Below are 14,028 nucleotides of genomic sequence, written 5' to 3'. Positions count from 1 at the left end.
TCCCCACCGTTTTTTAACTTCACCAGACAAAATACCATGTCTGCCCAGAGAGCGACAACTCAACTTGCCCTCAGGAACAGAATAAACTGCCTGCTGCCAAAAAAAAAGAGCGTTAAAAACGCTCTTTGCAACAGCTTATCAGAAACCGATCATTCAACAATTGCGCTGATCGGACAGGAATTGACACAGGCACGACATTCATTACATTCATCAGTAATTTTGAAAATCTCCCCGGATTCAACAATAGCACCCACCGGGCACTCTTCGACGCAGGTACCGCAACCGATACAGTCTTCAGTAATCCGTAAAGCCATCACGTCTCTCCTTCGGCGTAAGAGAACAGCCATCATCAGATTTCCAACAACTCCCGCTCTTTGGTCTGCAACACCACATCGATGTTGCTGATGTATTCATCGGTTAACTGCTGAATATCTTTTTCACCGCGTTTCTGCTCGTCTTCGGTGATCTCTTTTTCCTTTTCCAGCATTTTCAGATTGTCATTGGCATCACGCCGCGCACTGCGTACCGATATCCGGGCATCTTCCGCCATACGTTTGATCAGTTTGACCATTTCCAGACGCCGTTCTTCCGTCAACGCCGGCACGGGCAAGCGGATCAACTGTCCATCAGAAGAAGGGGTCAGGCCGATATCGGCCTTGAAAAGCGCCTTTTCGATGGCCGGCAGCAAGTTTTTCTCCCAAGGCTGAACGGTAATCAATCGCGCTTCCGGCGTCGACAGGGTGGCTACCTGACTTAACGGCGTCGAAACTCCATAATACTCAACCTTGACATCATCCAGCAACGCCGTGCTGGCCCGACCGGTACGCACCTTGGTCATCTCTTTTTTCAGGGCTTTGATCGCCTTATCCATGCCACTGCGTGCTTCACTGAGGACCTCATCAATCATGGCTGTCACCTCCTCTGACAATAGTGCCGATCCGCTCACCGAGAACGACCTTTTTGATGTTGTCGCGGCACGTCATGTCAAAAATGATCATCGGAAGATTGTTGTCCATACACAGGGATGTCGCCGTCGCGTCCATCACCTGTAAACCCTTCTGCAACACTTCCAGATAGGTCAGGGTCGGCAGCTTGATCGCGTTTTTATCCTTATTTGGATCCGCTGAATAAATGCCGTCGACCTTGGTCGCCTTGAGGATCACCTCGGCATGAATTTCCATGGCGCGCAGGCTGGCAGCGGTATCGGTGGTAAAATACGGATTGCCGGTACCGGCACTGAAAATGACAACACGCCCTTTTTCCAGATGCCTGACTGCCCGGCGCCGAATATAGGGTTCAGCAATCTGCTGCATATCGATCGCTGACTGAACCCGTGTATCAACCCCCTGTTTTTCCAGGGCATCCTGCATGGCCAGGCTGTTCATCACTGTGGCGAGCATTCCCATGTAATCGGCACTGGCGCGATCCATCCCCTTGGAAGATGCTGCCACCCCACGGAAAATATTGCCGCCGCCAATCACCAGGGCGACCTCAACACCGAGATCAACCACCTCTTTGATTTCGGCAGCAATGCCGTTAATAACCGCCGGATCGATACCGTAACCCTGCTCCCCGGCCAGTGCTTCACCACTGAGTTTTAACAGTATTCTTTTGTATTTGATGGTTGCCACAAGAGGCTCCTGTTGTTAATTCACTCCTACTTACTCATTGCTGCAACTTCAGCAGCGAAATCGTCGACCTTTTTTTCTATTCCCTCACCCAGCTGGAAACGCACGTAGCTACCCAGAACAACCGGAGTGCCAAGTTCCTTGGCGCAGGCGTCAACAACCTTTTGGATAGTCTGATCGGGGTCGATAACAAATGCCTGTTCAATCAGACAAACATCGCCAAAAAATTTATTGATCTGGCCGGCAATAATTTTTTCAACAATATTCTCCGGCTTGCCACTCTCCATCGCTTTAACCCGCATAATTTCTTTTTCTTTTTCGACAATCTCGGCAGGAACCTCGTCACGCTTGAGGTATTGCGGAGAGGCCGCCGCGACATGCATCGCAATCTGCTTACCGAGCTCGCTGACCCGCTCAACCGTTGCGGTGGTTTTCAGCTCCACCAGCACGCCAATCTTGCCGGCACCGTGGACATATGAAGTCACTACGCCTTCACCGGCATCAATCCGGGCGAAGCGGCGAATGCTCATGTTTTCTCCAATGGTCGCGATCTGATGGGTCAACTCTTCAGCCACGGTACGACCGGTACCTGGGTAGGCAATGGCGTTGAGAGCATCGGCATCGGCAAGCGGATTTGCCAGAACGATGGCCCGCACTCCATTGACAAATTCCTGAAACGCTTCGTTTTTTGCAACAAAGTCAGTTTCAGCATTGATCTCAACGATCGCACCGACAGCGCCTTTTGACTCGGCGGCGACGATCCCCTCGGAAGCAACGCGACCCGACTTTTTGGCGGCCGCAGAAAGTCCCTTCTTGCGAAGAAAGTCGATGGCCTCTTCCATGTTGCCGGCGGTTTCGGTCAATGCCTTCTTGCAATCCATCATTCCTGCCCCGGTTGCCTTGCGCAACTCGGAAACCATTGCTGCTGTAACGCTCACTGTTTCCTCCTATTTTTTAAGCAGGTTTGGTCAACCTGCAATGGATGTCAGGACCAAAAGAACGGCCGGACCTGTCAGCCCGGCCGCTGGGCCTTCGATAATGATTTTTAAATGGCAATTACTCTGTCACCGTCGGCGCGGCCACTTCTACTGCTGCAGCGGCCACGACTTTTTCAGATACCTCTTCAGCAGCGACAAACTCATCCTTGCCCTCAGCCAGGGTCTGCTTTTTAACTTTTTGCCGCTCGGCCCCCTCAACGCAGGACTCAGCGATAAGGTTGGCGAACAGTCGGATGGCACGGATGGCATCATCGTTGCCGGGGATAATATAATCGATATTGTCCGGGTCGCAATTGGTATCGACAACAGCAACAACCGGAATACCAAGCTTCTTGGCTTCCTGCACGGCAATTGCTTCCTTTTTTGGGTCAATAACAAAGATAGCGCCGGGAAGTTTGTTCATGTGCTTGATACCACCGAGGTTTTTCTCGAGCTTTTCACGCTCACGATCAAGCTGCAGGGCTTCTTTTTTGGTGTATTGATCGAGGGTACCATCAGCTGCCATGGCCTCAATTTTTTTGAGCCGATCGATACTTGCCTTGATGGTAGTGAAGTTGGTCAACATCCCGCCCAGCCAGCGATTGTTGACAAAGTACTGACCGGAACGCAGCGACTCTTCCTTGATAGTGTCCTGAGCCTGCTTCTTGGTGCCGACAAACAGAACCTTGTCACCAGCAGCAACGGTATCCTGAATGAACTGACAGGCGGTGCGGAAATAGCGTACCGTCTTTTGCAGGTCGATAATATAGATCCCGTTACGAGCACCAAAAATGTAGGGCTTCATCTTCGGGTTCCAGCGTTTAGTCTGGTGGCCGAAATGGACACCGGCTTCGAGCATTTGTTTCATGGAAATTTGTGCCATTTTCTTTTCTCCTTAAAGTCTGGTTTTTTAATCCTCCGTCCCGATCTGCTTCAGCAGGGCCCCAAACCCAAGGGACCACCCTGTCTGAATCACGAGACGTGCGTATTTGGACAAGTGCAGTTATATAGCACTTCAGCCCTGACGCAGGCAAGAAAAAACAAGAGCGACCACAAACACGTTTTTGTTGCCCGAACAGACGGATTAAATCATCAATATACTACGCCAAAGCTTTTGGTGTATTTACACAAGCCCGGCACTGTAATAACATCTGCGGCCATGTCACAACAACGAATCCATCGATATATCCTGCGCGAAATCAGCGTCCCCACCATGATGAGCCTGCTGATTTTCACCTTCGTCGTTTTCCTCGGGCGTATTCCGCGGCTAACCGAGATGATCATCAGCAAAGGGGTCCCGGTTCTGGACATCATTGCCCTGTTTGCCTTGCTGATGCCAACGTTTTTGAGCGTCACGGTCCCCCTGTCCTTTCTCCTGGGGATCCTTCTTGCCTTTGGTCGTCTTTCAGCAGACAGCGAATATATCGCTCTGAAAGCTTCAGGTATCAGTCTCTATTCGATGGTCAAACCGGTCGCTTTTCTTGCCCTGTTTTTTACCCTCTTGACCGCAACCATTACCCTCCTGATTGAACCGGCCAGCAAAAGCGCCTTGCGCGCTAAAATCTTTGAGATTGCTTCAACCAGCCTCAATGTCGGCGTCAAGCCCGGGGTCTTCAACGATGACATACCCGGCATCGTGCTCTACGCCCAGGGGGTAGACGAACGCCAGGGGATCATGCGTGATATTTTTATCTCTGATGAACGCAACGACTCAGCACCGACAACCATCACCGCCCGTGAAGGGCTTTTTATCAGTAATCCTGACAGTCTGATGCTGACCCTGCGGCTACGCAATGGCGAAATCCACCGACAACCCGGCAGCGCCGATCAAGACACCTATCAAACCATCAGCTTTAATAATTACGATATCAACCTCGATTTTTCCGAGCAGCTCAGCCAGGGGCAGCGTAGCCGCTCCCGGGGTGAGTTAGCCTGGACCGAATTGCATCAGGCGATTCAGGAAACAGCCCCCGGCAAACTGCGCTATCGACTTGAGGCGGAGCTACATGAGCGCATCGTCATTGCTTTTGCGCCACTGGTACTGATTTTGATTGGCATCCCTCTTGGTCTGCAATCGCAACGCTCCGGCAAGGGCGCAGGATTTGCTCTGGCGCTGGTGGTTTTTCTGGTCTATTACGTGCTCCTGAGTTTTGCCGGCACCCTGGCTGACAAAGGAATACTACCTGCCGCCCTCATTTTGTGGCTACCCAATCTGGTGTTTCTTGCCGGCGGTTCCTTCTTCCTCTACCGCGCGGCGGGCGAACGTCCGGTGCAGATTCATCTGCAGTTATGGAGCAAACTATCAGGTCTGCTGGTACGGCGCCCTGGAGGCCAACAATGAGCATTGTCAGTCGCTTGGTTCTGACCAATTTTTTCAGGATCCTGAGTCTTTGTTGTGGCGCCTTTATAGGCATCTATCTATTGGTTGATTTTTTTGAAAAAGTCGATCGCTTCATCGATTACGGTGCCGGGATCAACGATTATCTCACCTATCTGGGACACAGTATCCCTTTTATTTTTGTGCAAATCCTCCCCCTGGCGATCCTGACCAGTATGGTCCTTACCCTGGGCGGTCTTGGCCGGACCAATGAGATGACGGCCCTGCGCGCTTGCGGCATCAGCTTGGCGCGCATTATCCGTCCGCTGCTGGTCATCATTGTGCTGCTGTGCTGCTTGCAGCTGTTGGTGCACGAATATCTGGTACCCTGGAACATGCGTGTTTTAAGTGAACTCGTAGATATCAAACTGCGCGGTCGTGAACAGATCCGTCTGACCCACAGTAAAATCTGGTATCGCAGCGACAACAAAATCATCAATATTGATCTGGTACAAAGCCGCGAACAAAAATTAAGAGGAGTAACCATCTTTGAAATCGATGACGGGGCGACCATCGTTCGGCGAATCGATGCCGGCGAAGCGCAACTCCAGGATCAGCAATGGCTGGCACCAATTGTGCTGGAACGCTCCTTCGATCCGCAATCCGGCATCTTGCAGCACACCAGACGCCTGGAAAACCACCCCCTGGCCATAGACCACCTGATCGATGATTTTACCCGGGTGGAAAACTTAAACGCCGAACTTGGCGCGCGTCAATTAGCACAACTGGCGGCGCGACTGGAACAGCAAGGCTATGATGCCTCCCGCCAGCGCGTTGACCTGCAGGCGCGCCTCGCTACACCTTTTACCGGTCTGGTTATGGGATTGCTGGGGATCCCATTTGCCCTGCAACCTGGTCGTCAGAGCAATATGGCCCTGGGGGTTGGCTTGAGTCTAGCCATCGGTGCCGCCTACTTCATCATCCAATCCGCTGTCATCTCCTTTGGCTATGCCGGTGCACTACCACCACTGGTCGCCGCCTGGACGGCCAACCTGATTTTCACCATGCTGGCCATCTGGCTTTTCCTCGGCGTCAAACAATAAAAAACGGCAGACCCACATATCGGGACTGCCGTTCTTCAGCGTGCGGTTGGAGCTATCCAAAAACTCTGAGCTCTAGTTGTCAAGCTTCTGATTCGAACACCAGAGGTTTTTCGCAAGGCCGGGAAAATCAAGCATTTGAACGGAGGCACAGAGCTCTACGCAGCACAATCAAATGCGTAGATTAACGCCGGGATTGCGCAAAAAAGCGGTCTCCGAGGCGGAAACTAATACCTGTAGGCATCAGCCTTATAGGGCCCAAATACCGGAATCCCCAGATAGCGTGACTGATCATCCGAAAGTACAGTCAGTTTTGCTCCAAGCTTGTCAAGGTGCAGACGTGCCACTTTCTCATCCAATAATTTCGGGAGGACATAAACCTTGTTGGCATAGGCGTCGGTATTGGTAAACAGTTCGATCTGCGCCATCACCTGATTGGTGAATGAGCAGGACATAACAAAGCTCGGATGACCGGTAGCGCAACCCAGGTTCAACAAGCGCCCCTCGGCCAGTACAATCACGCCATGACCATCCTCAAACACCCAACGATCAACCTGGGGCTTGATGTTATGCCGTGTTACCCCTGGATCTTTTTCGAGGGCATTCATCTCGATTTCATTATCAAAATGACCAATATTGCCGACAATCGCATTGTTCTTCATCTGGCGCATATGTTCCAGGGTAATGACATTCTTGTTGCCGGTGGTGGTGATGTAAAGATCGGCAAAATCAAGAACATCTTCGACCCGTTTGACCTCGTACCCCTCCATCAACGCCTGCAGGGCACAGATCGGATCGATCTCGGTAACAATTACCCGGGCGCCCTGCCCCCGCAATGACTGACAGCAGCCCTTACCGACATCGCCATAACCGCAGATCACCGCAACCTTGCCCGACAGCATGACATCCGTTGCCCGCATAATACCGTCCACCAGAGAGTGACGGCAGCCGTAGACGTTGTCAAATTTAGATTTGGTCACCGCGTCGTTGACGTTCATCGCCGGGAATTGCAACACCCCTTCTTCCGCCATCTGGTGAAGACGATGGACACCGGTGGTGGTTTCTTCTGTAACCCCCTTGACGGCAGCCGCGCTGCGGCTCCATTTGTCGGGATGTGCAGCGATAGATGCGTGCAAACAGGCAACCAGCTCGCGCCAATCTTCGGGATCATCGTCAGCAACATCCGGACAGCCGGCCCGCTCCCACTCACTGCCTTTAAGAACATAGAGGGTGGCATCGCCGCCATCATCAAGAATCATGTTGGGAACTTCCCCGTCCGGCCAGGAGAGGGCCTGCTCGGTGCACCACCAATATTCTGCCAGGGTTTCACCCTTCCAGGCAAACACCGGAACACCGGCAGGGTCCTCAATGGTGCCCTCACGGCCGACGGCAACTGCCGCCGCAGCATGATCCTGCGTCGAAAAAATATTGCACGAGCACCAACGCACCCTGGCACCCAAATCGACCAGGGTTTCAATCAACACGGCGGTTTGAATCGTCATGTGCAAAGAGCCGGTGATCCGTGCCCCCTTAAGGGGGAATTGCGCCTGGTATTCGTCACGCAATGCCATCAGTCCCGGCATTTCTTCCTGGGCCAGGAGTATTTCCTTACGCCCCCATTCTGCCAGGCTGAGGTCCTTGACTTTAAAATCATTAAAAACTGACACCGTTGTTTTCTCCTTTTCCGGAGTCCTTGACTGCCACGTTCGCCAAGTGTTGATAAGAGGTTGCAACGACTGCATCAAGCCACAGTTGTCTGAAGATTATTTAGATTGTGTAGCACATTCATCGCATCAGGGACAAGACGGCAGCAGCTGGCATCATCCAAAGGCCCTCAACCACGTCTACCAGCCTCTGTGCAACGCAGCCCGATACGCATGGCCGCAAACCACAAACGCAGCAATAAAACCGCCAGCGAGCGTCCGACCGGGTTGTCGCTAAGCCATTCATAGAGTGGTGTACACCAGAATTGCCAGACAGCAGGGGTGTCCGCTGGTGCTCGCCCCTGGCGATAAGCCCTGCAGGCATCGGCAGCAAAAAATAGCTGCCAGCCATGGCGACGCACATAGCTGCCCCCGGCGTGCCATAGCTGCCACCGCCGTCTTGCCGGCATGGCCGCAAGCAAGTCTGCGACCAGAGCAAAAAAGGGGGCAAGACGCAAGCGCTCCGCATCTGCCTGCAGGCGGTACACAGCTGGTGCGTGCTCAAAAAACTCGCACCAGCCGATACTACGGAAACACATCATCAGGGCGCCGAGCAGCTGGCGTTGCCACAAACCTTCGACAGCAAAACGCCGGGCCGAGGTCTCGATCACTGCCGGCAGCAACTGCCACTGGCCGACAGCACGAAGACGTTCGGCGAAATCTGTATCTTCCATCACCGGCAGATCGGTGCGAAAGTCACCAACCTGCTGATAGAGGTTACGATGAAGCAGAAACCCCTGATCACCATGAATAGTTTCAGGGCGCGAGGTTCGGGCTTTGCGCTCGTAAAAGTTATAACCTTTACTCTTTTTTGCTTCACCGGTCAGAAAGTCGAGAGCAAAATGGCCGGCGATTCGCCTGTCGTTGCTGCGCGACAAGAAGTCGATCCCGACGCGCCACGCCAGTGAATCGGCAAAGCGACTGTCGGCATGCAGAAACAGCAACCAGTCACCACGGGCCAGCGCTGCGCCGGCATTCAGCTGGCGACCACGGCCACGCGGACTGCTGATCACGTGGATCTGTTCTTGCTGCAACAAGGCCAGTGTCGCGTCGGTCGAACCACCATCAACGATAATAATCTCATAGGCAACCTGGCACTGACGGCGCAGATCGGTGAGAAAAGCAGGCAGTTCCGCCGCCTCGTTGAGCACCGGGACGATAACGCTTAGCTCCAGCGTTGAAGCGACATTCTCTTCCATTATCTTTCCTGACAAAAAGCCCTCGACTGCAACTGATCCTGTGCTATAAATAGTCAGGTTCCATTTTTCATTATCTGTCCGGCCCGTCAATGTTGATCGACTGGACAATATCTTTTTACAGCTGACCTGACAAGGGGACAAAGATGAGCGAAATCATTGATATCTATGCACGCGAAATTCTGGATTCACGGGGCAACCCGACCGTCGAGGTTGAGATCGCCCTCGAAACCGGCGTGATCGCCAGGGCTGCGGTCCCCAGTGGCGCGTCCACCGGCGAACGTGAAGCTCTTGAACTGCGTGACGGCGACAAAAGTCGCTATCTTGGCAAAGGGGTACTCAAAGCTGTCGAGCACGTCAACGAAATTATCGCCGTTGAATTGCAGGGGTGGGAAGCCAGCGACCAGATCGGCATTGATCGTAAACTGCTGGAGCTTGATGGTACCGACTTCAAGAGCAAGCTCGGCGCCAACGCCCTGCTTGGTGTATCCATGGCCTGCGCCAAAGCCGCGGCCGAAGATGCCGGCCTGCCCCTTTACCAGTACATCGGCGGCATCAACGCCAAGGAGCTGCCCCTGCCGATGATGAATATCATCAATGGTGGCGAACATGCCGACAACAATGTCGACATTCAGGAATTCATGATTATGCCGGTCGGTGCGGAAAGCTTTAAAGAAGCATTGCGCATGGGCGCGGAAATCTTCCATGCCTTGAAAAAAGTCCTGAAAAGCAAAGGCTACAACACGGCAGTGGGTGATGAGGGCGGGTTTGCCCCTGACCTGAAAAGTAACGAAGAGGCCCTTGAGGTGATTGTCGAAGCGATCAAGACCGCCGGCTACAAACCGGGCGAAGATATCCTGCTGGCCCTCGATGTCGCCGCCTCGGAACTTTACAAAGATGGCAAGTACAATCTTGCCAATGAAAAGCAGCCCCTTAAAACCGCTGCCGAACTGGTGGCTTTTTATGAGGATCTGGTGGAGCGCTATCCGATTATCTCGATTGAAGACGGCATGGCTGAGAATGACTGGGACGGCTGGAAGCTGATGACCGAAAAATTGGGGAACAAGATCCAGATTGTCGGCGACGACCTGTTTGTCACCAACACCAAAATCCTTAAAGAAGGGATCGACAAGGGGATTGCCAACTCCATTCTCATCAAGGTCAACCAGATCGGCACCCTGACGGAAACTTTAGATGCCATCGAAATGGCAAAGCGCGCCGGCTACACTGCGGTGATCTCCCACCGCAGTGGCGAGACCGAGGATACCACCATTGCTGACCTGGCTGTTGCCACCAATGCCGGGCAGATTAAAACCGGTTCTTTGTGCCGGACCGACCGGGTATGCAAATACAATCAGTTGCTACGTATCGAGGATGAGCTGGAAGACACCGCCATCTTCCGCGGCAAGGACGTTTTTTATAATCTGAAAAATCTGTAATTGCATGTACTTATTGCTTCGGCGCCAAAACAGTTAAAAGTTGAACTCACATCGTCATTCCCGCGAAAGCGGGAATCCAGTGGGATTTTAGGCTGTTAAAGAATGGATCCGCGACTGAAGCACTCGGGGATGACAGGTTATTTACTTACCGGAATAATAGCAACGGGGTAACAGCAGAACAGCTGTTACCCCGTTGTCTGTTTAAATCAGATACAATTTGAACGAACTGCCCAGACGTTCGCGCCTGACCTTTCCTGCCGCCACCAGTTCTCTGACCATCTGCTGCACCTGTTTTTTGTTCAACTGTGGTAAATTGGCATAAAGATCAGACTGGACAAGACCCGGCTGCGCGCAAATAATTCGCAGAATGGGGTCTTCTGCCATCTCAGCAGCGGGGTCTATTGCTGCGCCAGTCTGAGCTGCCGGTTGCGCCGATTCTTTTTCAAGGGGCACAACAAACGATGTTTCATCGCTACCTTGACTTGCCTGCTGCTCTTGCTCTCGCTCCTGCTCGGCACGGATTTCCCGCTCCAGAGCAGTCAGCCGCTGGTAGAAATAAAAACCGCCACCCAGCAGTATCAGTAACAGCACAATCCACGTCATATCTCACCTCCGTCAGCAGTAAAAACACATTGTTCGGCTATTGTACAAAAAAAAGAAACTCATGGTCTATGAACTTTGCACCAGGCGAAAGCGGCCAAAACCGTAGGAAGCCCCCTTGCCGACATGCAGCAAAGCCCCCAATTCAAACAGCCACCACAGTTCTGCAAGAGCATCTCCGGACAGGTCAAGTGAGCCTGTCAGTCCACCGATCCCCTGCTCTTTGCCCCCATGTTCAAGGCGCCGCCAATCCTGCCAGTGCAGAGTTTCTTCGCGACACACAATGGTAGCGGCCAATTCACTCATCTCATCTTCAGTGCTGTTAGTGACGGCCTCACCATGGGCGATAGCCAGATAACTGACCCGCCGGCGTAATACTGAAAAAAAGTCCTTAAAGACAAACTTGAACAAAGGTTTTCCATTTTTTATCAGTCTCATAGGAGTTACTACTTCAAGTTTTACTTGATTTTTAGACTGGCTGTGTCGTTCCAATAACCAGGATAAAGGAACGATATCGGGTATCACACAAGCAGACAAAACGCCCTGTGGGCTCGTTACGCCATCATTGATTGGCGCTTTCATTGCCGTAACATGAAAGCGGCCCTGCCCTTTATGAATCCCTCGCTGACCGAGCATTTGCAGCAAAGCAACAAAGGCTTCAATCGCCACAACACCATCGCCGATAAACAGTGCGGGGAGTGTAAATTGATGGCCCTTGGCAAAGCGTCCTTGCGGCACAACATCTGGCGAAAAAACAACGGCAGCCGATGGCTTCTGCACCTGGCGCTGGACAACCGGATCAGTCGCCGGTTGCGGAAACAGCAGATTGCCAACCAATCGGGAAATCTCCGCTCCATGCTGTCTTTCCAGCTCCTTGTAGACTGCGGAGAATTCGCGGCGCAACTGCAACAGCGCCTGTGCCGGCAGCTCAACCCTTTCAATCAGGGTCAAAACAAAGGTGATGTGCGCGCAGTCGAGGCGATCCAGCCAGAGCGGAGGAGTAACGGACAGGGGCATGAAACCTCCGTTGTGATTGCACACAGACGTGGATTTTGTTATACGTCAGACGTGTCTACCGGCAATATTGCCCGAACAGGAGAACATCAGATGTTTCACTTTACCTTGCTTACGCAAGATCCGCAAACCCGTGCCCGCCGTGGTCGCCTGAAAACCCCCCACGGCACCATCGAAACGCCGATTTTCATGCCGGTCGGCACCCATGGTGCCCTCAAGGCCATGACACCAGCCCAGGTCGAAGAAACCGGGGCACAGATTATCCTCTCTAACACCTATCACCTGCACCTCAAGCCGGGTGAAGCTTTAATCAAAAAAGCCGGCGGCCTGCATCAGTTTATGCACTGGAAACGGCCGATTCTCACTGACAGCGGCGGCTTTCAGGTCTTTTCTCTGCCAAATAAAAAGATTGGTGAAGAAGGGGTGCATTTTCGCCACGAAGGAACCGGTGATGAGGTTTTTCTCGGGCCCAAAGAGGCCATGCAGATTCAGAACGATCTGGGGTCGGATATCATCATGGCTTTTGATGAGTGTATCCCCTATCCCGCCACTCATGACTATTCTGCCAAATCGATCAAAAAAACCCTGCGCTGGGCGCAAAGCTGTCTGCAGCACCACCGACGTCCTGACGAGCAGGCCCTGTTCGGCATCGTTCAAGGCAGCGTCTACCCGGATTTACGGCGTGAGTGCGCTGAGCAACTTGGCGCTCTTGATTTCCCCGGCTATGCCATCGGTGGCGTCAGTGTCGGTGAGGGGCTGGAACTTCTAAAAAAGGTAGTTGACGACACCGAGCCCCACATGCCGCAGCATAAGCCCCGTTACCTGATGGGGGTCGGATTGCCGGAGGATATTCTCGAGTCAATTGAACGGGGGATGGACATGTTCGACTGCGTCATTCCAACGCGCTATGCGCGCAGCGCCACCCTGTTTACCCGGCGCGGCAAAATCCGCCTGACCAATCGTAATTTCCGCCGCGATTTCTTCCCCGTCGATCCTTCCTGCGATTGCTACTGCTGCGCCAATTTCAGCCGTGCCTATCTCCATCACCTGTTCAATGCCAACGAAATTTTATCGGCAACCCTTGCGGCTATTCACAATGTGCGTTTTTATCTGAATATGGTAGCAGAGGCACGCACGGCCATTGAGGCAGGCGACTTTGCTGCCTTTAAGGCTGATTTTCTGCAGGAATATTTTTCATCCGGGAAATAAACGCCATCAGCACAGATGTTCTCACAGAGAGTCTACCCTGATGGATTTTTGTATCTGTTCAGCACCGGATCTTCGGATCCTATGTCAAGGGACGCGATTGTTTCCCGTTGGGTCATCCATGACCGCTTGTTGTCGCCGTCCATGGCGACAAACACCCCTGCCGCAGGAGCCAAAGGCCCTGCACAAGGTTAGTGCTGAATAGTTACCGGATTTTTTTGTATTCTGCACCACTGGTGCCGCAGGGTCGGGAATTTACGCCGGCATGAATATCCCGGTTACCTGCAGCGACATCTCATCTCAGGGGTCGAGCTCTTCCCTGGGGGCTGATCAGGGTTCCATAAACATCAAATGCCAGTGTGGTCATGGACTCCTCCGGTTATTTATCATTCAGTCTTGCCGTCCTGTCTCTGCCGATCTGAATCGCAGTCGCGAGTGCCTTCGGTTGATCTTCAAAGGTACCGATTTCGATTTCAGCAGCCTCCGGCACGCCAGGGGCTTGAGCGGGTTATTTCTGCCAGGCGAATTTCCTGAAAACCTCGTCGCTCGGAGTGCCGGCGACGTGATTGACGTAGTTACTCATCACCTTTTGCGACAGACCGAGGACAATTTCAAGTAACTGACGTTGGCCGTAGCCGGCGGCGTAGAATCCCTCGACCTCAGCTTCGCTGAGTTCGCCGCGTTTGCGCACCAGCGCCAGGGTGGTTTCCTGTAGCACCTGAAGCTTCTCGGTCGGCAGCGGCTGCTGGTTGCGCAGCGCCTCGGTCAGCGCCGGGTCGACCTTCATCATGTGGGCGATGGCGGTGTGGGCCGGGACGCAATAGGTGCAATTATGTTCGACGTTGATG

Annotated in this window: 14 protein-coding genes; 4 read left to right on the top strand and 10 right to left on the bottom strand. The window is 52.9% G+C overall.

Annotation, left to right across the window (positions count from 1 at the left end; genetic code table 11):
- Window positions 1–149: 149 nt before the first annotated feature.
- From AC6F7T_RS13010 to rpsB, 5 genes are all read right to left on the bottom strand, one after another.
- A complete protein-coding gene (locus AC6F7T_RS13010) occupies window positions 150–314 on the bottom strand; it encodes a 4Fe-4S binding protein (RefSeq protein ID WP_500719498.1) in 165 nt (54 codons plus the stop codon).
- Window positions 315–349: 35 nt separating this feature from the next.
- Entirely contained in the window at window positions 350–907 is a 558-nt protein-coding gene (frr, locus tag AC6F7T_RS13005) for a ribosome recycling factor (protein ID WP_500719496.1), read from the bottom strand.
- Entirely contained in the window at window positions 900–1,631 is a 732-nt protein-coding gene (gene pyrH, locus AC6F7T_RS13000; RefSeq protein ID WP_500719494.1) for a UMP kinase, read from the bottom strand. Before pyrH ends, frr begins: the two co-directional genes overlap by 8 nt.
- Before the next feature lie 26 nt (window positions 1,632–1,657).
- Window positions 1,658–2,566: a translation elongation factor Ts gene (tsf, locus tag AC6F7T_RS12995; protein WP_500719492.1), complete on the bottom strand. Its 909-nt coding sequence runs from the start codon at window positions 2,564–2,566 to the stop codon at window positions 1,658–1,660.
- Between the two features lie 118 nt (window positions 2,567–2,684).
- Window positions 2,685–3,488, bottom strand: a complete 804-nt coding sequence (rpsB, locus tag AC6F7T_RS12990) for a 30S ribosomal protein S2 (RefSeq protein ID WP_500719490.1) — start codon at window positions 3,486–3,488, stop codon at window positions 2,685–2,687.
- Window positions 3,489–3,764: 276 nt separating this feature from the next.
- Here rpsB and lptF point away from each other — a divergent pair, with 276 nt between their 5' ends.
- Window positions 3,765–4,946: an LPS export ABC transporter permease LptF gene (gene lptF / locus AC6F7T_RS12985; RefSeq protein ID WP_500719488.1), complete on the top strand. Its 1,182-nt coding sequence runs from the start codon at window positions 3,765–3,767 to the stop codon at window positions 4,944–4,946.
- A complete protein-coding gene (gene lptG / locus AC6F7T_RS12980; protein ID WP_500719486.1) occupies window positions 4,943–6,025 on the top strand; it encodes an LPS export ABC transporter permease LptG in 1,083 nt (360 codons plus the stop codon). Before lptF ends, lptG begins: the two co-directional genes overlap by 4 nt.
- A 224-nt stretch (window positions 6,026–6,249) precedes the next feature.
- Here the strand turns inward: lptG and ahcY are convergent, their stop codons facing one another.
- Complete coding sequence (ahcY, locus tag AC6F7T_RS12975; protein WP_500719484.1) at window positions 6,250–7,689, bottom strand: adenosylhomocysteinase; 1,440 nt, start codon at window positions 7,687–7,689, stop codon at window positions 6,250–6,252.
- A gap of 167 nt (window positions 7,690–7,856) precedes the next feature.
- Window positions 7,857–8,924 (bottom strand): TIGR04283 family arsenosugar biosynthesis glycosyltransferase, encoded by a 1,068-nt coding sequence (locus AC6F7T_RS12970; protein WP_500719482.1) that lies wholly within the window; start codon window positions 8,922–8,924, stop codon window positions 7,857–7,859.
- A gap of 143 nt (window positions 8,925–9,067) precedes the next feature.
- Between AC6F7T_RS12970 and eno the strand changes: the two genes are divergently transcribed.
- Window positions 9,068–10,360 (top strand): phosphopyruvate hydratase, encoded by a 1,293-nt coding sequence (gene eno / locus AC6F7T_RS12965; RefSeq protein WP_500719480.1) that lies wholly within the window; start codon window positions 9,068–9,070, stop codon window positions 10,358–10,360.
- 201 nt (window positions 10,361–10,561) lie between these two features.
- Here eno and AC6F7T_RS12960 read toward each other — a convergent pair whose 3' ends face one another.
- Entirely contained in the window at window positions 10,562–10,963 is a 402-nt protein-coding gene (locus AC6F7T_RS12960) for a hypothetical protein (RefSeq protein ID WP_500719478.1), read from the bottom strand.
- Window positions 10,964–11,029: 66 nt separating this feature from the next.
- Window positions 11,030–11,977 (bottom strand): CRISPR system precrRNA processing endoribonuclease RAMP protein Cas6, encoded by a 948-nt coding sequence (gene cas6 / locus AC6F7T_RS12955; protein ID WP_500719476.1) that lies wholly within the window; start codon window positions 11,975–11,977, stop codon window positions 11,030–11,032.
- A 90-nt stretch (window positions 11,978–12,067) separates the two neighbouring features.
- Between cas6 and tgt the strand changes: the two genes are divergently transcribed.
- Window positions 12,068–13,183, top strand: a complete 1,116-nt coding sequence (tgt, locus tag AC6F7T_RS12950) for a tRNA guanosine(34) transglycosylase Tgt (RefSeq protein ID WP_500719474.1) — start codon at window positions 12,068–12,070, stop codon at window positions 13,181–13,183.
- A 505-nt stretch (window positions 13,184–13,688) separates the two neighbouring features.
- Here the strand turns inward: tgt and AC6F7T_RS12945 are convergent.
- The coding region (locus tag AC6F7T_RS12945; RefSeq protein WP_500719472.1) for a carboxymuconolactone decarboxylase family protein at window positions 13,689–14,028 on the bottom strand (340 nt) is incomplete at its 5' end.

Source organism: Pelovirga sp. (assembly GCF_059864205.1).
The sequence above is the reverse complement of the archived record's forward strand: the minus strand, read 5'-3'. Positions and strand labels throughout refer to the sequence as shown.

Coding starts and splice junctions, on each gene's coding strand:
- AC6F7T_RS13010 (WP_500719498.1), bottom strand. CDS start 314: ATGGCTTTACGGATTACTGAAGACTGTATCGGTTGCGGTACCTGCGTC.
- frr (WP_500719496.1), bottom strand. CDS start 907: ATGATTGATGAGGTCCTCAGTGAAGCACGCAGTGGCATGGATAAGGCG.
- rpsB (WP_500719490.1), bottom strand. CDS start 3,488: ATGGCACAAATTTCCATGAAACAAATGCTCGAAGCCGGTGTCCATTTC.
- lptF (WP_500719488.1), top strand. CDS start 3,765: ATGTCACAACAACGAATCCATCGATATATCCTGCGCGAAATCAGCGTC.
- lptG (WP_500719486.1), top strand. CDS start 4,943: ATGAGCATTGTCAGTCGCTTGGTTCTGACCAATTTTTTCAGGATCCTG.
- AC6F7T_RS12970 (WP_500719482.1), bottom strand. CDS start 8,924: ATGGAAGAGAATGTCGCTTCAACGCTGGAGCTAAGCGTTATCGTCCCG.
- eno (WP_500719480.1), top strand. CDS start 9,068: ATGAGCGAAATCATTGATATCTATGCACGCGAAATTCTGGATTCACGG.
- AC6F7T_RS12960 (WP_500719478.1), bottom strand. CDS start 10,963: ATGACGTGGATTGTGCTGTTACTGATACTGCTGGGTGGCGGTTTTTAT.
- cas6 (WP_500719476.1), bottom strand. CDS start 11,977: ATGCCCCTGTCCGTTACTCCTCCGCTCTGGCTGGATCGCCTCGACTGC.
- tgt (WP_500719474.1), top strand. CDS start 12,068: ATGTTTCACTTTACCTTGCTTACGCAAGATCCGCAAACCCGTGCCCGC.